This window comes from Christiangramia pacifica, from assembly GCF_057221535.1.
Map to the genome: position 1 here is coordinate 383054 of NZ_CM170146.1, position 19240 is coordinate 402293.

General features: G+C 38.4%; 20 protein-coding genes. 10 read left to right on the forward strand and 10 right to left on the reverse strand.

What is annotated here, in order from left to right; translation table 11 throughout:
* Positions 1-72: 72 nt before the first annotated feature.
* The 3 genes from AC2S94_RS01755 to AC2S94_RS01765 all read right to left on the reverse strand — a co-directional run bounded on the left by AC2S94_RS01755 (position 73) and on the right by AC2S94_RS01765 (position 2300).
* Entirely contained in the window at positions 73-891 is an 819-nt protein-coding gene (locus tag AC2S94_RS01755; RefSeq protein ID WP_484629796.1) for a glucosaminidase domain-containing protein, read from the reverse strand.
* Position 892: 1 nt separating this feature from the next.
* Entirely contained in the window at positions 893-1822 is a 930-nt protein-coding gene (locus AC2S94_RS01760) for a 1-aminocyclopropane-1-carboxylate deaminase/D-cysteine desulfhydrase (protein WP_484629797.1), read from the reverse strand.
* Positions 1823-1973: 151 nt separating this feature from the next.
* Positions 1974-2300, reverse strand: a complete 327-nt coding sequence (locus AC2S94_RS01765; protein ID WP_484629798.1) for a hypothetical protein — start codon at positions 2298-2300, stop codon at positions 1974-1976.
* A 32-nt stretch (positions 2301-2332) separates the two neighbouring features.
* Between AC2S94_RS01765 and AC2S94_RS01770 the strand changes: the two genes are divergently transcribed.
* The 4 genes from AC2S94_RS01770 to AC2S94_RS01785 all read left to right on the forward strand — a co-directional run bounded on the left by AC2S94_RS01770 (position 2333) and on the right by AC2S94_RS01785 (position 6943).
* On the forward strand, positions 2333-2503 hold the full coding sequence (locus AC2S94_RS01770; protein WP_484629799.1) for a C1orf53 family protein: 171 nt from the start codon (positions 2333-2335) through the stop codon (positions 2501-2503).
* Positions 2504-2509: 6 nt separating this feature from the next.
* Positions 2510-4498 (forward strand): urocanate hydratase, encoded by a 1989-nt coding sequence (locus tag AC2S94_RS01775; protein WP_484629800.1) that lies wholly within the window; start codon positions 2510-2512, stop codon positions 4496-4498.
* A gap of 26 nt (positions 4499-4524) precedes the next feature.
* Positions 4525-5067, forward strand: coding sequence for a DUF4136 domain-containing protein (locus AC2S94_RS01780; RefSeq protein WP_484629801.1), 543 nt, complete (start codon positions 4525-4527; stop codon positions 5065-5067).
* Positions 5068-5185: 118 nt separating this feature from the next.
* Complete coding sequence (locus tag AC2S94_RS01785; RefSeq protein WP_484629802.1) at positions 5186-6943, forward strand: aromatic amino acid hydroxylase; 1758 nt, start codon at positions 5186-5188, stop codon at positions 6941-6943.
* Here the strand turns inward: AC2S94_RS01785 and AC2S94_RS01790 are convergent.
* From AC2S94_RS01790 to alaS, 3 genes are all read right to left on the reverse strand, one after another.
* Complete coding sequence (locus AC2S94_RS01790; protein ID WP_484629803.1) at positions 6940-7554, reverse strand: DUF4230 domain-containing protein; 615 nt, start codon at positions 7552-7554, stop codon at positions 6940-6942. The genes AC2S94_RS01785 and AC2S94_RS01790 overlap by 4 nt on opposite strands.
* 317 nt (positions 7555-7871) lie before the next feature.
* Positions 7872-8822, reverse strand: coding sequence for a GSCFA domain-containing protein (locus AC2S94_RS01795; RefSeq protein ID WP_484629804.1), 951 nt, complete (start codon positions 8820-8822; stop codon positions 7872-7874).
* A 45-nt stretch (positions 8823-8867) separates the two neighbouring features.
* Entirely contained in the window at positions 8868-11483 is a 2616-nt protein-coding gene (gene alaS / locus AC2S94_RS01800; protein ID WP_484629805.1) for an alanine--tRNA ligase, read from the reverse strand.
* 131 nt (positions 11484-11614) lie between these two features.
* Between alaS and AC2S94_RS01805 the strand changes: the two genes are divergently transcribed.
* The 6 genes from AC2S94_RS01805 to AC2S94_RS01830 are packed head-to-tail and all read left to right on the forward strand — an operon-like array spanning position 11615 to position 15355.
* On the forward strand, positions 11615-12592 hold the full coding sequence (locus tag AC2S94_RS01805; RefSeq protein ID WP_484629806.1) for a M23 family metallopeptidase: 978 nt from the start codon (positions 11615-11617) through the stop codon (positions 12590-12592).
* The gene (locus AC2S94_RS01810) at positions 12592-12921 is read left to right on the forward strand and encodes a MerR family transcriptional regulator (protein WP_484629807.1); all 330 of its coding nucleotides are present in this window, start codon (positions 12592-12594) and stop codon (positions 12919-12921) included. Before AC2S94_RS01805 ends, AC2S94_RS01810 begins: the two co-directional genes overlap by 1 nt.
* 1 nt (position 12922) lies before the next feature.
* Positions 12923-13507, forward strand: a complete 585-nt coding sequence (locus AC2S94_RS01815; RefSeq protein WP_484629808.1) for a LemA family protein — start codon at positions 12923-12925, stop codon at positions 13505-13507.
* 4 nt (positions 13508-13511) lie between these two features.
* Positions 13512-13955, forward strand: coding sequence for a TPM domain-containing protein (locus AC2S94_RS01820; protein ID WP_484629809.1), 444 nt, complete (start codon positions 13512-13514; stop codon positions 13953-13955).
* Complete coding sequence (locus AC2S94_RS01825; RefSeq protein WP_484629810.1) at positions 13915-14751, forward strand: TPM domain-containing protein; 837 nt, start codon at positions 13915-13917, stop codon at positions 14749-14751. The genes AC2S94_RS01820 and AC2S94_RS01825 overlap by 41 nt, the downstream gene beginning before the upstream one ends.
* A 31-nt stretch (positions 14752-14782) precedes the next feature.
* Positions 14783-15355 carry a pentapeptide repeat-containing protein gene (locus AC2S94_RS01830; RefSeq protein ID WP_484629811.1) on the forward strand — a complete coding sequence of 191 codons (573 nt, stop codon included), beginning with the start codon at positions 14783-14785 and terminating at the stop codon, positions 15353-15355.
* A gap of 69 nt (positions 15356-15424) precedes the next feature.
* On the opposite strand, the gene clpX is transcribed toward AC2S94_RS01830, so the two are convergent.
* From clpX to AC2S94_RS01850, 4 genes are all read right to left on the reverse strand, one after another.
* Entirely contained in the window at positions 15425-16657 is a 1233-nt protein-coding gene (gene clpX, locus AC2S94_RS01835) for an ATP-dependent Clp protease ATP-binding subunit ClpX (RefSeq protein ID WP_484630888.1), read from the reverse strand.
* A gap of 46 nt (positions 16658-16703) precedes the next feature.
* A complete protein-coding gene (gene clpP / locus AC2S94_RS01840) occupies positions 16704-17381 on the reverse strand; it encodes an ATP-dependent Clp endopeptidase proteolytic subunit ClpP (protein ID WP_309560307.1) in 678 nt (225 codons plus the stop codon).
* A 109-nt stretch (positions 17382-17490) separates the two neighbouring features.
* Positions 17491-18813 (reverse strand): trigger factor, encoded by a 1323-nt coding sequence (tig, locus tag AC2S94_RS01845; protein ID WP_484629812.1) that lies wholly within the window; start codon positions 18811-18813, stop codon positions 17491-17493.
* Between the two features lie 85 nt (positions 18814-18898).
* A complete protein-coding gene (locus AC2S94_RS01850) occupies positions 18899-19240 on the reverse strand; it encodes a phage holin family protein (RefSeq protein WP_484629813.1) in 342 nt (113 codons plus the stop codon).

Sequence of the window (19240 nt, forward strand, 5' to 3'; positions counted from 1 at the left end):
CTTTTTTACTTAACCCTGAAATTGCTTCAAGTTCAACATTGCCAGATTCTAAAAATTAATCAGACTGGCGTTTTATTTTATACTTAAGATCTGTCCAATAGAAATCGTATTCCCATTGAGACCATTCATTCTTTTAATTTCTTCTACCGAGGTATTGTATTTTTTCGAAATTGAATACAAAGTATCTCCTTTCTGAACTACATGCGTTTCAGAATTTTCTGTCTCCTCAGGCTTTACTGTATATCTTGGAGAAGGTTTTTTGGTAATATCTGAATCATACTTATAAAGTTCATAGCGCTCTATCAAATCTATAAGTTTATCCGGATATCTACGGTCTGTTGCGTAACCAGCTTTCCTCAAACCTTTTGCCCAGCCTTTATAGTCATCTGCATCCAATTCGAACAATTCAGAATATCTGCCTCTTCCGGAAAGGAATAAAGAGTGATCCCGATAAGAATATTTTGCTTGTTTATATTTTCGAAAACATTCACCTCTTCTATCGTCGTCATGATAAACTTTTTCTCCATTCCAGTCGTGACATTTAATTCCGAAGTGATTATTTGCTCTTCGCGTTAACTCACCATTTCCTGCACCCGATTCCAGAATTCCCTGGGCTAATGTGATACTTGCCGGGATTTTATACAATCTCATTTCCTCCTGCGCAATAGAAGCATAATCTCTTATATAATCTTCCACACGATAATGGTAAGAATTTCTAGGCATCTCTTCCTTCACATCGTCTACCACTTCAGCCGGAGTTTCGCGATTCTCCTTTCCCCTATTATCTATTTCAACAGCATCCTTCTTTCTGGTCACCACTTTTTTCTTGCTTCCGCAGGAAGCTGTAAAAGCAATGATCAATACAAGGGCAAAACAGCGTGTGATTTTCATATCAATATTCAATTTGAGGCAGATCTTTTTTCTTTAAAAATCGGTTCATCCCTTCAATTCCCTGCAGTCCTCCCGTGTGGATCGCCAGAATTCTAGAATTCTCCGGAAAATACCCATTTTTTACGAGGTCAAAAATACCAAAAACTAATTTTCCGGTGTAGACAGGATCGAGATTGATTTTATATTTCTTGCTAAAATCATTCATAAAATTCACTAGTTCTGCACTCATTTTTGCATAACCTCCAAAATGATAGTTTTGTATGATCTCCCAATTATCCAGATTTACCAATTTTGAAACCTCATCTGGAAGATGAGCAGACTTTAAGGACGAAAAGCCTAAAACTCGTTGATCTTCTGAAGCTGAATTGATCAGGCCTGCAAGGGTTCCACCTGTTCCCACGGAAGAACAGATAAAATCAAAGTTGTCATCTTCCTCAATTAAAATCTCCTCACAGCCTTTTATGGCCAGATGATTCGTGCCTCCTTCAGGAATTATGTAGGCTTCAGGAAATTGCCTCTGTAATTTTATCAAAAACTCTTTGGAATCTTTTTTCCTATATTCTTCCCTGCTGATAAATGCAAAATCCATTCCGCAGGATCTGGAATATTTCAGAGTTGGACTCCAGTTTTCTTCAGAATTTTCCAACTCTGCCCCTCTTATAATTCCGATGGAATCAAATTCTAAAAGCTTTCCGGCCGCGGCGGTAGCTGAAATATGGTTGGAATGTGCCCCTCCAAAAGTCAAGATCTTTCTTTTCCCAAGTTCTTTAGCTTTAAGAAGATTGTATTTTAATTTTCGAAATTTATTACCGGAAACTTCAGGTTGCAGAAGATCTTCCCGTTTTATCCATAACTGAATACCTTTATCAATTTCAGTTACAAACTGATTGGGAATATTTTGAGAAATCGCATTTTCAAAAAAGTCCTGCATTCTGCAAAACTAATTGAACTGCTCCAGAAAATGATTATTAATGGCAAGAATATGGGCATCAGGCTGGACCTGATTTAGCTTCTCAAAAAAATATTGATTAAAAAAGAGATCCTGAAATAAATTCAAAAATGTCAATACTCTAAAAAAACTCTTACATGAACTTAAGAAAAGCCCAGAAAGTTCGGTTTTTAAGGTATTTAAGATCATTTTCCCGGCGGTAGGCCTCACGTTCAAAACTAATGTTGCGATAAGCCAGCATTCCGTCACGGCAATCTATATATCGAACAAAAAATTCGATAGCATACCAGACATAGAAAAAAATGACCAGCAATTCAAGCTGCTGCCTTAAATGGATTTTTTCATGATTCAGAAAAAAAGCGTCTTTCTTCAATTGCTTACAGTGCAGGATCACAAAGGGCCACAGACTTATGCCCTTAAACCTGCCGGAAAGCAACCTTTTGTTGACGATCAAAATCATGCTTTCAAGATAAGAAATTGTATTTTAGCCTCATGAATTTTCAGAAAAAAAGAATCCCGTTAGAAGATGGAGATTTTTACCTAACTCCTGAAGGCTATCGCTGTTTTACTGAACAATATCACCTAAAACGAGGTTATTGCTGCGAAAGCGGTTGCAGGCATTGTCCCTACGGCTACAACAAGAAAACTAACACACAAGAATAAGATTGAATGAATTTTAAGGATCAGATACTTGAAGGAATCCCGGACGAGTTACCGGCAGCAAAAGCATATGACGAATCTCTAAATCATGCGCCAAAACGCAAGGATATTTTAGATCCTGATGAGAAGAAACTGGCTTTGGAGAACGCCTTGAGATATTTTGATAAAAAGCATCATAAAACCCTCGTTCCTGAATTTAAGGAAGAGCTGGAAAAATATGGCCGAATTTATATGTATAGGTTCAAACCTGATTATGAATTTTTTGCCAGGCCAATTGATGAATATCCGGGAAAAAGTATACAAGCAAAAGGCATAATGCTCATGATCCAGAATAACCTTGATCCTGAAGTTGCCCAACATCCTGAAGAACTGATCACTTATGGTGGAAACGGTGCCGTATTCCAAAACTGGGCTCAATACAGGCTCACTATGAAATACCTGGCTGAAATGGATGATCATCAAACTTTGGCGATGTATTCTGGTCATCCCATGGGTTTATTCCCCTCACACCCTAATGCTCCTCGAGTTGTAGTTACCAATGGGATGATGATCCCTAATTACTCGCAACCTGATGACTGGGAGAAATTTAATGCGCTTGGCGTAACACAATATGGGCAGATGACCGCGGGAAGTTATATGTACATAGGTCCGCAGGGAATTGTTCACGGAACGACCATTACCGTATTAAATGCCGGTAGGAAGATCTCGATAAATGGTGAAGACCTGGCTGGAAAGCTATTTGTAACATCCGGACTTGGTGGAATGAGTGGTGCTCAGCCAAAAGCTGGAAATATTGCCGGCTGTATCACGGTATGTGCTGAAGTAAACCCCAAAGCAACCCAAACCAGACATAAACAAGGCTGGGTAGATGAGGTGATTGAAGATGTTAAAGAGCTTGCAAAAAGAGTTAAACAAGCAAAAGCAGACAAAGAAGTGATTTCCATCGCATACCAGGGAAATGTGGTAGAGATCTGGGAATACTTCGCTGAGAACAATATTCATATTGATCTTGGAAGTGATCAGACTTCGCTGCATAATCCATGGGCCGGAGGATATTATCCCGTTGGTTTAGGTTTCAAAGAGGCAAATGAAATGATGGCTGATAATCCTGGAAAATTCAAGGAAAAAGTTCAGGAAAGCCTCAGGAGGCAGGCATCGGCCATAAATAAGCATACCGAAAAAGGCACTTATTTCTTTGACTATGGAAACGCCTTTTTGCTGGAAGCCTCCCGTGCCGGGGCAGATATAATGAGCGAAGATGGAAAAGGATTCAGATATCCTAGTTATGTTCAGGATATCATGGGACCAATGTGTTTTGATTACGGTTTTGGACCTTTCAGATGGGTTTGCGCTTCCGGAAAGGATGAAGATCTTGAAAAAACAGATAAGATTGCAACTGAGGTACTCAAAAAACTAAAAGAGAACTCTCCTTCAGAAATTCAGCAACAGATGCAGGATAATATTCAGTGGATCAAAGGAGCTCAGGAAAACAAACTGGTGGTTGGTTCTAAGGCTAGAATACTTTATGCTGATGCAGAAGGAAGGATTGCCATCGCCAAAGCATTTAATGATGCGATAGGTCGAGGTGAAATTGGTCCGGTTGTGCTTGGACGTGACCATCATGATGTTTCCGGAACTGATTCACCTTACCGTGAAACCTCTAATATTTACGACGGTTCACGCTTTACAGCAGATATGGCAATTCAGAATGTAATTGGTGATAGCTTTCGTGGAGCAACCTGGGTTAGTATCCATAATGGTGGTGGCGTTGGTTGGGGAGAGGTTATCAATGGCGGCTTCGGCATGATTCTTGAAGGTGATAAGGCATCAGAAGATCGTTTAAAATCTATGCTATTCTGGGATGTAAATAACGGAATTGCTCGTAGATCATGGGCCAGGAATGAAGAAGCTATCTTCGCTGCGAAGCGCGCCATGGCTATGAATCCGCAATTAAAGGTTACTATTCCTAACCTGGTAGATCCGAAACTTCTGGATTAAAATTTATATAAATTAAAATCTAACCTATGAAATTTCTAAAAATTACTCCGGTAATACTGCTATTTACAGTTCTCTTAACCTCCTGCAGTAGTGTAAGAGTTGCTTCAGATTATGACCGTGAAGCTGACTTTTCAAAATATGGAACTTATGCTTTTTTTAAACCAGGTATAGATAAAGCGGAAATTTCTGATCTTGACAAGAAGAGGATCTTAAGAGCTATTGAAACTGAAATGGACAGAAAAGGATTTACAAAATCAGAGAATCCTGATCTTCTGGTAAGTATTTTCACCAAAACCAACGAGAATATCAATATTTATAATAATATGAACCCTTATTGGGGTTATGGTTGGGGTTGGAACCCGTGGTACTGGGGAAGCGGATTTAATACCGTAAACAGAACCAGCGAAGGAACCTTATATATCGATTTGATAGATTCTGAAGGAAAAGAACTGGTATGGCAGGGAATGGGAACAGCCGCCCTTGCTCGTGAGATGAATAAGAAACAGGAAAGAATCAATGAGATCGTAGCCAAGATCATGGAAAAATATCCTCCGGGAATGGAGAAATAAATATAAAATCTGAGCCCCTCTTACAGGGGCTTTTTTATGCCCACTCGCTAAGTAATTTCCTTCCCTTTCTGTATCTAATTTTGTACTTTTAACGCAAACGTTTTAGTTTAAACTTATCATGTTAGATAATATACAATCCAACGAAATATTAGACAGGCTTCCGGCCCATCTTCAGCAATATATAAAACCTCAGAATTATGACGATTATACCCCTATTAATCAGGCGGTATGGCGTTATGTTATGAGAAAGAACGTCGATTATCTGAGTAAGGTTGCCCATGATTCTTACCTGGTAGGTTTAAAGAAAACCGGGATATCTATAGACAGCATTCCTAATATGTATGGGATGAATCGTATTCTGGAGGAAATTGGCTGGGCGGCTGTTGCAGTGGACGGATTCATTCCTCCAGCAGCCTTTATGGAATTTCAGGCTTATAATGTACTCGTGATCGCTAGCGATATAAGGCAATTAGAGCATATAGAATATACTCCGGCTCCTGATATTATTCATGAAGGTGCAGGCCATGCTCCTATTATCGCCAATCCTGAATATGCAGAATACCTAAGACGTTTTGGTGAAATTGGTTGTAAAGCGATCTCAAGTTCACATGATTATGAAGTTTATGAAGCCATTCGTGAGCTTTCAATTCTTAAAGAAGCAGAAGATACACCGAAAGAGAAAATAGAAGAAGTTGAAAGGCGTGTTGATGAACTTCAGAAAGCAGACGTAAAGCCAAGTGAAATGGCTCAGATAAGAAATTTACATTGGTGGACAGTGGAATATGGCTTAATCGGCTCCCCGGAGGATCCAAAAATATACGGAGCAGGTTTGCTGTCTTCTATTGGCGAGAGCAAATCGTGTATGACTGAAGCTGTTAAGAAATTTCCTTATACCATAGAAGCAGCAAAAAAAGAATTTGATATCACCCAACCTCAACCACAATTATTTGTTACCCCAGATTTTGCGCATCTAAGCCTGGTTCTGGAAGAATTTGCAAATAAGATGGCACTTAGAAAAGGCGGATTGGAAGGAATTCAGAAACTAATAGATTCAAAGAACCTAGGAACCGTAGAGTTCAGTACAGGAATTCAGGTTTCAGGTAATTTTTCTAATGTTATAGAGCATGAAGGAAAGCCAATTTATATTCAAACAAGAGGCGAAACAGCACTTTCTTACAGGGAAAAAGAACTGGTTGGACATGGTGTATCCACTCACCCTGAAGGATTTGGATCACCAATTGGAACCTTGAAAGGCATCAACCTGGCCATTGAAGATATGAGTCCGCGTGACCTGAGAGCTTACGCGATTTATGAGGGGGAGAAAGTAAGTCTTGAATTTGACGGAGGCGTCAAAGTGGAAGGAGAAATCATTACCGGTACAAGAAACCTTCAGGGAAAGATAATTATTATCAGCTTTAAGAATTGTACCGTAACTTATAATGATAAAATTCTATTTCAACCGGAATGGGGAAGGTATGATATGGCCGTAGGAAAAGAAATTATTTCAGCTTTTGCAGGTCCTGCAGATCATGAATCATTTGACCTAATAACCCACACACCTTCCAGTACAACCATCAAGAGCAAGAAAACGCCTGAACGGGAAGAACTTGAATCATTATATAAATCAGTTCGGAATATCAGAAATGGTGAGAACACCAAATTCTCTCTTAGTGCAGCTTTTGACATTGTAAAAAAATATCATCCAAAAGATTGGTTGCTTTCCGTAGAGATCTATGAACTCGCGGTAGAAAATGATCAGAAATTAGCGGAGGAAGTGAAAGCGCGATTACTCAATATTAAAAAGGAACGACCGGAAGTTGCCCATTTAATTGATGATGGTATCGAAATGACAGAGTCAAAAATGGTAACTCCTTAAATTTTTAAATTTTCTAAAACTTCAGAACTTTCAATGGGTTGGTTCTCGTATTCGAGTGTCCAACCCATACTATTTGTAAGAATATAGATCTTTTGCAACTCGCTTACTAGCCGGTTTTTGGCATTTGTCTTCAAACTGGATTTTTCGATCTTCTCTTTTAATCCTTTTTCAACCCTGGTTTTGATCTTGTTATAATCTTCTGCTTCAAATTGGTTCAAATAATCCTGGGTAACATCATAGTATTTGATATTAGGATTGATGCTGATCTCTTCTTTAGGAACGTTCTTTATTATAACTCGTTTCCCTTCTTCGTCAACCTCAATGTCAAGTTTACTAAGGTCATAAGCGACACTAACTTCCGCATTAACTATGATCAGTGCTTTCTTACGAGCCGATAGAATGTCGAAATAAAAGCTTTTGGAGTTCTTATAAGTGAAAACCTGGGAAAAAGTACCTTCAGTAACCACAAGCTTACCAACATTTCTTATTTGTTCCTGAATAAGCGCAGTATTTGCTTCTAAACTTTCCTTTTCATCGTTTTTCTGATTCCAGTACATAAAACCCAAAATAACAACTGCAACCATTAAAACGGCCAAGAGAATATTCTTCATAAGATTTCGTTTAGAAGTAGGAAAGTAGAAAAAAACTGAGAAGTTGAGGATTTTTAAAGCTGAAAAGTAAGTTAAAATAACGCGGATAAAAAACTAAAGGACGGCCCCACCCGTCCTTTAGTATATTCTAAAATCTACCCCAACAAATTTTAGAAAACAAATCTTTATAATTATCTGATTATTCGTGTTCTACAAGAATAATAATAGACGTAAATTATTTAAGACCTGCGTTGTAAAAATACAAATAATTTATTTCACTACATTAAAATTAAGTTGCATTAATATTAAAATTTTAACAATCTCAGTAACGACAAGGGCTAAGAAAATGTTATTTCAGGGTGTTTTTTATGAATTTCCTCGATTTTAGCTTGTAATTGCGTAAGAAATTTCCTATGAGATGTCGAATTTTCTTCTCGGGGACGATGTGATAAAGCCTTCTGAATTTTGTCTATTTCGTGGTTAAGATCCCGAGCGGAATGAGATATCCAATTTTCAGAAAATCTAGTCCAGATATATTCAATTGCAAGCTCACTTAGGTGAATCATATCTTTTGCGTAGAATCTATAATCTCTGAGTTCGTCCACCATAATTTCATAAGAAGGAAAATAATAGGATCTTTTATTATTTTCCAGAAATTGATGAACTGCGGAGATCAAATGCGCCTTGCTTCTTTGATTTTCCTGAAAACCGTCTTTTAAATGTCTTACGGGTGATACGGTTAGAATTAACCTGGCATTCTGATTAATCTCGGAAATGCAATGACTAATTACCTCAAGATCATTTACAATTTCCTCAACCAACGACAACTCTTTCCTGAAGTTTTTTTGTGGTATTTTGTGACAATTCGCCGCGATTTGCTCGCTACCTTCTATTACATATCCCCAGGCGGTCCCAAGGCTAATAACCACAAAACCGGCTTTTTGAATAAAATCTCTACTCTGCTTCAACGCTGAATTCAGATCCTTTAGACATCCCTTCTGTGAATCTCGACGCATATCTGAATGTGCTTCCAGAGACTGCCAACCTTCATTGAATTCAAATATATCATTGGTCTTAAATTCTTCGTTATTAGACATTCTCTGAAAGAACTGCCTAATGGGAGACGGATGAAAAATTATACCTGTAGGATTCTGAAAATTTCTGAATTTGAACCAATCAAGTTTATTACCGATATTCTCTACAAAGCAAGAGCCTATCAAGAACGTTCCTGAAGAATGATCTATCTTCTGTTCACTTTCAACTACCGGTACTTTGGTTCTAAACTCCATAGCTTTAAATTAAAAAATCCCGGTGACTTACCGGGATTTGTTAGGTTATTTTATAAAGCTTTCTGCTTTCTGTAGTGCTTCATTTATTCCGGCAGGATTTTTCCCTCCGGCGGTTGCAAAAAATGGCTGGCCACCTCCGCCTCCCTGGATGTATTTACCAAGTTCACGAACTATCTGGCCGGCATTAAGATCACGCTCTTCAACCAAATTTTTAGAAATATAACAGGAAAGCAAAGCTTTTCCGTTTTGCTCAGTTCCGAATAAAATGAATAAGTCGTCAATTTCCTTTCCTAATTCAAAAGAAAGATCCTTGATTCCCGCAGCGTCCAGATCAACTTTCTTAGTTAGGAAATTAACTCCATTTACCGGCTTCACCTCATTCTTGAGATCAGACTTAAGATTTTTCGCTTTATCTTTTAAAAGGCTTTCTACCTGTCTTTTCAGACTTATATTCTCCTCCTGAAGGGAACTAATAGCCTTCACCGGATCATTCGCATTTTTCAATCCGCTTTTGATCTCTTCAAGGATATTGGTTTGTTCTTCAAAATATTTCATCGCAGCTTCCCCGGTGATAGCTTCTATTCTTCTAATTCCCGAAGCTACCGCAGATTCTCCCGTAATTTTAAAATACCAGATATCTGATGTATTCTGAACATGAGTACCGCCACATAATTCCATGGAATCGCCAAATCTAATGGCTCTAACTGAATCTCCGTATTTTTCACCAAATAGAGCAATCGCTCCCTGTTCCAAGGCCTCATTATAGGAAATACCGCGTTGCTCTTCCAGCTTCAAACTTTCACGTATTCTGGCGTTCACGAAATTCTGAGTTTTTTCTAATTCTTCCGCAGTAAGCTTGCTGAAATGAGAAAAATCAAATCTTAAATAGCCACTTTGAACCATGGATCCTTTTTGTTCTACGTGAGTTCCAAGAACACTTCTCAAAGCTTGATGCAATAAATGCGTAGCCGTATGATTTGAGGCGGTTTTCGATCTTTCTGTTTGATTTACGATCGCCTTAAAATCTGCTTCAATATTTTTAGGTAATTTTTTAGTGAAATGAATAATCTGGTTATTCTCTTTTTTGGTATCTACCACCTCGAAAGCTTCTCCTTCAGAAGAAAGAATAATTCCCTTATCTCCTACCTGACCACCGCCTTCGGGATAAAAAGGAGTTTTATCCAGCACTATCTGGAACATTTCTCCTTTCTTTTTAGATTCTACCTTTCGATATTTGGCGATCTTAACTTCAGCTTCCAACTCATCATATCCTATAAAAGCATTTTCGGCAACCGGATTTATTTCAATCCAGTCTCCGGCGCTCACTTGAGTAGCTTCCCTGGAGCGATCTTTCTGCTTTTTCAGCTCTGCATCAAAACCTTTTTCATCAAGCGCATATCCATTTTCTCTTAAAATTAGCGCGGTTAGATCTATAGGAAATCCAAAAGTATCGTAAAGCTCAAAAGCTTTTTCTCCCGAAATTGTTTTGTCATTTGAATCCTTCATCAAATTCTCGAGTAAGATCAATCCCTGATCCAGAGTTCTAAGAAAAGATGCTTCCTCTTCCTTGATCACATTTTCGATAAGCCCTTTTTGAGATCGTAGTTCAGGAAAGGAAAGTCCCATCTGTTCACTTAAAATACCAACCAGAGTATAGATGAATGGTTCCTTAATATTCAGGAAAGTGAAACCATACCTGATAGCTCTCCTTAGTATTCTTCTAATCACGTAACCTGCACCGGTATTGCTGGGCAATTGCCCATCAGCTATAGAAAATGACACAGCTCGCACATGATCTGCAATCACACGCATAGCGACATTGGTATCATCTGAAGCGCCATATTTTACTCCGGTAATATTTTCAATTTCCTTAAGTAAGGGCGTGAAAACATCGGTATCATAATTTGACTGTTTGTTCTGTAGCACCATGCACAAACGTTCAAAGCCCATCCCTGTATCAATATGCTTTGCCGGCAATTCTTCAAGATCACCGTTAGCCTTGCGATTGTATTGCATGAATACCAGGTTCCAGATCTCTACAACCTGAGGATGATCCATATTTACCAGATCTCTTCCCGGAGTTTTTGCTTTTTCTTCTGTTGACCTAATATCAATATGTATTTCGGAACAAGGTCCGCATGGTCCCTGGTCGCCCATTTCCCAGAAATTATCTTTTTTATTTCCGTAGATAATTCTCTCTTCAGGAACAATTTCTTTCCATAAATTCAAAGCCTCCGTATCAAGACCAAGTTTATCACTATCGTCGCTACCTTCAAATACCGATACATATAGAATTTCAGGATTTATTTTATAAACCTCGGTTAGTAATTCCCAGGCCCAGCTAATAGCTTCTTTTTTGAAATAGTCTCCAAAACTCCAGTTCCCAAGCATCTCGAACATCGTATGATGATAGGTATCATGCCCTACTTCTTCAAGATCGTTATGCTTTCCGCTAACACGTAGACACTTTTGAGTATCAGTTACCCTGTTGTTTTTCGGAACAGAATTTCCAAGGAAATATTCCTTGAATTGTACCATCCCGGCATTGGTGAACATCAAAGTTGGGTCGTCTTTTAAGACCATTGGCGCTGATGGCACTATGCTATGAGATTTAGATTTAAAAAACTCGAGAAACTGTTTTCGGATATCCTGTGACTTCATTCAGTTATTTTCTTGCAAAATTCATTAAATTATGAAGACGGCAAAACAATTCATATATTTGTTCGTTTACCGTATAAAATTACACGGTATTTCAGCCGTTTCTGGACGCAAAAATAGCATAAATTTAACTCATGTCGAAGGTTAAATATTATTACGATAGCGAGACCCTTTCTTACAAAAAGATCGAGCAAAAGAAAGGCAGGCGTTTAGGTATCGCCCTGCTTAGTATTACCGGTTCCTTTCTGGCCGGATTCATTCTCTTAATCATCTATCTGAATATTCCTCAGATCGAAACTCCTAAAGAAAAAGCGCTTAAGCGTGAATTACAAAATATGAAACTTCAGTATGGCCTTCTGAATAAAAAGATGGACCAGATCCAGGATGTGATGGCCAATATTGAGGACAGGGATAACAATATCTACCGCCTATATTTTGAAGCAAATCCAATACCTGAAGAACAGAGAAATGCTGGTTTTGGAGGTATTAACAGATATAAAGATCTTGAAGGATTTGATAACAGCAAGCTCATTAAAGAAACGACCAAAAGAATGGACATTCTTACTAAAAGGCTTGTGGTACAATCTAAATCACTGGACGAAATTGCAGAACTCGCTAAGGAAAAAGGTGAACTTTTGGAAGCTATCCCGGCTATCCAACCGGTGAATAATGAGGATCTGAGCAGAATCGCTTCCGGCTATGGATGGAGAACTGACCCATTCACGAAAGTGAAAAAATTCCATTACGGGATGGATTTTACTGCACCAAGAGGAACTCCTGTCTATGCAACCGGCGACGGAAGAGTGATTAGAGCAGATAGCAGATCTACAGGTTACGGCAACCATATTAGAATAGATCATGGTTACGGCTACACCAGCCTTTATGGGCATTTATATAAATACAATGTTCGCAGAGGACAAAGAGTAAAAAGAGGTGATGTTATCGGTTTCGTTGGAAGTACAGGACGTTCTGAAGCTCCACACCTTCACTATGAAATTTTCAAAGATGATAACAGGATCAATCCAATAAACTTCTATTACGGAAATCTTTCTCCCGAGGAATTCGGCGAGGTATTGGAAAGAGCCCAAAGAGAAAATCAATCGCTTGATTAATGCACATAAACCTTCCTGAAAAGCGTTACTACAGCATAGGCGAAGTTGCCGAAGCGTTCAAAGTAAATACTTCCCTGATACGATTCTGGGAAAAGGAATTTGATGTGATCAAACCTAAAAAGAACGCAAAGGGAAATAGAAAGTTCACCCCGGAAGATATCAGGAACCTTGAACTTATCTTTCACCTGGTAAAAGAAAGAGGATTTACGCTTGAAGGAGCAAAAATTCACCTTAAGGAAGAAAAACAAAAAACACTATCCAATTTTGAGATCATAAGAAAACTGGAAAGTGTAAAAGCTGAACTAATTAACCTAAAAAACCAATTGTAATATGAAAAAGTGGCTAATCCCCATAGGAATAATTGTAGTACTGATTATTTTGATCGCCTCACCTTATAACGGGTTGGTGGATAAAGAAGAAAATGCTGAACAAGCCTGGAATAATGTTGAAAGTTCTTACCAGAGAAGAAATGACCTGATTGGTAACCTTGTAAAAACTGTGGAAGGTGCTGCAGATTTTGAACGTGGGACATTAACCGATGTTATTGAAGCTCGTGCAAAGGCAACTTCAGTTAATGTAGACGCCAGCAATTTAGATGCAGCCCAGATCAAACAATACCAGGAAGCTCAACAGGGAGTTACTTCAGCATTATCAAGGTTACTGGTAACGGTAGAAAGATATCCAGACCTGAAGGCAAATCAAAATTTCCTGCAGTTACAGTCACAACTGGAAGGTACAGAAAATCGTATCAATGTTGCTCGTGACCGCTTTAATGAGGCCGTGGCTAATTACGAAAAAAGCCGTAGAAAATTCCCGAGCAATATTACAGCTGCTTTATTCGGATTTGATGAAATGGACGGTTTTGAAGCCGATGCGGGAGCTGAAAATGCACCAGACGTAGAATTCGATTTTTAAGATAATGAGCAAACAAAGCGAAGCTTTTCTTAGCAAATCTGAGGAAGAAGAAATTGTAGATGCCATAAGAACGGCTGAAAGAACCACCAGCGGAGAAATCCGCGTTCATTTGGAACCAAGCACCGGCGATCAGGATATTTTTGATAGGGCTATGGAAGTTTTTCACGCCCTAAAAATGGACAATACAAAACAAGACAACGGTGTTCTAATCTATGTTGCTGTGGAAGACCGAAATTTTGTGATCTACGGAGACAAAGGTATCAATGACGTGGTTGCAGACGATTTCTGGGAAAGCACGAAAGATTTAATTGTTTCCCATTTTAAAAAAGGTCATTATAAAGATGGCCTGGTAGAAGGAATTATCAAAGCTGGTGAGCAGCTGCAAAAGCATTTTCCATGGAACGAAAATGATACGAACGAATTATCTGATCAAATTTCTAAAGGCTAAGCTTATCAAACAATATATATTTTTATTCATTCTTTTCATTGGATTCACCGCAATTGCACAACGTGATATCCCACCTAAACCTTCAGATCAAACCAGCGTTTATGATGAGGCCGATATACTTTCATCTTCTGAAGAAAAAAGACTGGAACAAAAGCTTATCAATTACGCAGATACTACATCCACCCAGATTGTTATTGTCACCATAGAATCTTTGCAAGGTGAATATGAGGGAACTTATGCTGCGCACTGGGCGCACGAATGGGGAATTGGCCAGAGTGAAAAAGACAATGGTTTACTCGTACTAATAGCTCAGAAAGAAAGGAAGATCTGGATAACTACAGGTTACGGACTTGAAGCTTATCTTACCGATGCAAAATCTAAAGAAATCATTGAGCTTATTATCCTTCCTGAATTCAGGAATGGCAATATTTACGCCGGACTCAATAAAGGGACTACTGCAATTTTCCAGGTTTTAAACGGCACTTTTAAAGGCGCGCCGGGAAGAAAAGGTTCTGGTGGCGGAATTCCGTTTAAAGCTATTGTAGTGCTTTTCATTTTCATCATGATCATCATCTCCATGTTCAATAAAAGAGGTGGCGGAAGAAATGGTGGAAGAAGGACCGGTAGAAGTGTACTTTGGGACGCAATTATTCTAAGTTCTCTTGGTCGAGGTAGTTTTGGCGGCGGAGGCGGCTTTGGAGGAAGTTCTGGCGGAGGCTTTGGCGGAGGCGGCGGTTTTGGCGGCGGCTTCGGCGGAGGTGGTTTTGGAGGCGGTGGCGCTGGTGGTAGCTGGTAAAATAATCTTTCCGAATATTTAAATCTCCAGAATGAACGACGCTTTTTTCGAAGAAGAAAATTTTGAAAACATAAGCTTCGTAGATATAAAATTTATCATTGCAGATTACGAAAACTGCACTTTCAATAACTGCAACTTTTCAGAAATCACTTTGAACGGATCAAAATTTACCGATTGTGATTTTAAGGATTGTGATCTTAGTAATGTAAAAGTCAACGGAACTGCTTTTCAGGATTGCAACTTTCATAACTGTAAAATGATAGGAATTCGCTTTGAAAGCTGCGAGGCTTTTGGCTTCTCCATATCTGCCAGTAATTGTATTTTAGATCATTCCAGTTTTTTTCAGCTGAAAATTCCGCGAACCGATTTTAGCAATTCCAGGCTTCGAAACACAGATTTTTCTGAAGCTTTCCTAATCAATTCAAATTTTAGGGATTGTGATCTTTTAGAGGCGATCTTTGTAAATTCTAACCTTGAAAACACCGATTTCAGAAATGCAATAAATTATTGTATTGATCCTGAAAATAATAAGATCCAAGGCGCAAAATTTTCACTTCCAGAAGTAACCGGATTATTGGAAAAGTATCACATCCAGATTGAATAATTCAAAAGAAGAAATAAAAAAAGCCACCTAAATAAGGTGGCTTTTTTTATAGAATTAGTTATCTCTCTATTAAGAAACTGCCTTCAGTTTACTCATAGTAGATTTATTCAATTTATCATTAGCATATTCTCTGGTAACCGTAAACTGATCTTCTTCACTTTCAGGAAGTTCGAACATCGCATCAGTTAAAATAGCTTCGCAAAGAGAACGAAGACCTCGAGCACCAAGCTTGTATTCAACTGCCTTGTCTACGATATAGTCTAATGCTTCATCGGTAATATCGAATTCGATATCATCCATTTCAAACAGTTTCTTGTACTGCTTTACGATGGCATTTTTCGGTTCAGTAAGAATTGCACGAAGCGTTTTTCTGTCCAGAGGATTCATGAAAGTAAGTGCCGGTAAACGACCAATAATTTCAGGGATCAATCCAAACTCTTTTAGGTCTTTCGGAATAATGTATTTCAAAAGATTGGTACGCTCAATAGAATCTTCACTCTTAGAAGCACTGAAGCCAACCGCCTGCATATTTAAACGCTTACTGATGATCCTTTCAATTCCATCAAAAGCACCACCGGCAATAAACAAGATGTTTTCAGTATTTACCTCGATAAATTTCTGATCAGGATGTTTACGACCTCCTTTTGGCGGCACGTTCACTGTGGTACCTTCCAGCAACTTCAATAATGCCTGCTGAACACCTTCCCCGGAAACATCACGAGTAATTGATGGATTGTCGCTTTTTCTGGCAATCTTATCTATTTCATCAATAAACACGATACCTCTCTGAGCTTTTTCTGTATTGTAATCCGCCGCTTGTAGTAGCCTGGTAAGAATACCTTCTACATCTTCACCTACGTAACCCGCTTCGGTCAAAACCGTAGCATCCACGATAGCAAGAGGCACATTAAGCATCTTCGCAATCGTTCTGGCCATAAGGGTTTTACCAGTACCGGTCTCCCCTACCATCACAATGTTACTTTTCTGGATCTCTACATCATCATCGCTTTCCGGTTGTAATAACCTTTTGTAGTGATTATATACAGCAACCGACATCACTTTTTTAGTTTCTTCCTGACCAATGATGTATTCATCCAAAAACGATTTGATCGATTTTGGTTTACTTAACATCAGGTCTGAAGAAAGCTCTCTTGCTTCTCCCTGCTTGGATTCTTCCACTACAATTCCGTGAGCCTGTTCGATACAGCGATCACAAATATGTGCGTCTAAACCAGCTATAAGCAGATTTGTCTCGGGCTTTTTTCTACCACAAAAGGAACATTCTAGATCTTCTTTCGCCATCATTTAAATTTTCGGGGTAATCACTTCTTCTAAAGTAAATTACAATTTATCCTTCTCTTTTTAAAATTTCGTCTATCATTCCGTATTCTTTGGCCTTTTCAGCTTTCATCCAGTAATCACGATCACTATCCTCATGAACTTTCTCGTAAGTCTGCCCTGAATGTTTGGCAATGATATTATATAATTCCTCTTTTAAGGTTACTATTTCTCTTGCTGTGATCTCTATATCGCTAGCCTGTCCCTGAGCACCACCCATTGGCTGGTGAATCATCACACGGCAGTGAGGAAGACCACTTCTTTTTCCTGCTTCTCCCGCACACAATAATACAGCTCCCATAGAAGCCGCCATTCCTGTACAGATAGTAGCAACATCAGGTTTTATAAACTGCATGGTATCATAAATACCAAGACCAGCATATACACTTCCTCCTGGAGAATTGATATATATCTGAATATCTTTAGAGGCATCTGTACTCTCTAAAAATAACAATTGTGCCTGCACTATGTTAGCTACCTGCTCATTGATTCCGGTTCCCAGGAAAATGATCCTGTCCATCATCAACCTTGAGAAAACATCCATAGCCACGGCATTCATCTGGCGTTCTTCTATAATGTTAGGAGTCATGCCCTGTGGCAACATACTACTAACGATCTTATCGTAATAATTGCTGTTTATATTATGATCTGAGACAGCATATTTTCGAAATTCCTTTCCGTAGTCCATCAATTTTTTATTGTTTTCTTTTGTAATTAGTATCCCGATATAAGCCAAAAAAAGGCGTTACCCCGGTTGAGTTAACGCCTTAAAGATAGGTAATATATCGTAAAAAGGCTTACTTATAAATAGCTTTCACAAATTCTTCGTAAGTAACCTCTTTTTCATCAAATTTCATGTTCTCCTTGTAAAATGCAAGAAGCTTTTCATTCATCAATTGTTCTGAAAGTCTTTTTACCTCATCCTGGTTAGATAGAATTCTTGCAGAAATATCATCAAGTTCTTTCTGAGAAGGATCCATCTGCCCGAATTGAGCCATTTGTTGTTTGATCTTTTCTGAAGTGAATTCTTTAAGATCGTTAAAATCTACATTCAGATTATTATCATTTACAACCTTTCCTTCGATCAATTGATAACGAAGTCCTTTTTCGCTTTTTTCGTACTCTTCTTTCGCCTCTTCTTCAGTCATTGGTTTTTCACCAACTGTCTGGATCCACTTTTGAAGAAATTCTTTTGGCAATTCAAAGTTCGTAGCTTCAATTAAAGCTTCAGTAATATCGTTCATCAATTGCTGATCACTCTGCTGCTGAAACTGCTTCGCTGCATCTTCCTTTATCTTTTCTTTCAATTCAGTCACCGACTTTACTTTGTCTTTTCCAAAAAGCTTGTCAAATAATTCCTGGTCAAGATCTGCAAGTTCTCTTTCGTTAACTTCAGAAATAGTGAATTCAACTTCGATATCAAGATCGTGAGCTTTATCGTGTTCAATTCCTAAATGATTGATCAAGGCGTGATCATCTTCAAATAGATTCTTAGTTTTTAGCGTGATCGTGTCGCCAACTTTAGAACCTACGAATTTATTCAGGTTACGTTTTCCTTTAATATTCTCCAGTTCGATAGTGGTCTCTTTTTCGATACCTTCTTCTTCATTTTTGAAAGTACCTGCAACCGTATCTCCTTCAGCAACCTCATCTTTAGTTTTCAGTTTACCGTATTGCTTCTGGATGCTGGTAATCTGATCGTTCACCATCTTCTCATCTGCAACAATATTGTATTTGGTAACCGGCTTCTTTAGATCAAGATCTACGTCAAATTCCGGTGCGATTCCAAGTTCGAACTCAAAGCTGTAATTATCGCTTTCCCAGTCAAAATTTTCCTGCTCTTTAGGAAGCGGGTTCCCAAGAACGTCCAGTTTCTCTTCTGTAAGGTATTTGTTAAGACTTTCCTGAAGCAATTTGTTAACTTCATCAACCAATACGGCTTGCCCATATTGCTTCTTAACCATCCCCATAGGTACATGACCTTTTCTAAAACCGGGAATATTGGCATTCTTACGGTAATCCTTTAAAATCTTCTCTACTTTACCGGCATAATCTTCTTTCGCGATATCAACTTTAACTACCGCATTTAATTCATCAATATTCTCTCTGGTAATATTCATTTTGATCTGTTATAAAAATTGGAGTGCAAAATTACGTTTTTTATTAAAGTCTGCAAACTTTCAAAATGTTGAAATTCAGTTAAATCTAATCCTTTTTAAGAATTGAGAAGAGTATTGATTGTATTAGAGACAGTAACAAACTAAATATGATTGCCATAAGCCACCCATCAACATCGAAACCTCCTACAAATCCATCAGCTAAGAAAATGATCACTGCATTTATAATCAGTAAGAATAATCCCAGAGTTAATATAGTTACAGGAAGGGTTAAAAGCACCAGAATTGGTTTTACAATAAAATTCAGCAAAGCAAGTACTAGCGCTACAATAATTGCGGTTAAATAACTATCTACACTTACTCCCGGTAACACCTTTGCCAGAATTACAACCGCAAGCGCAGTAAGCAATAGTCTTAAAATGAAATTCAT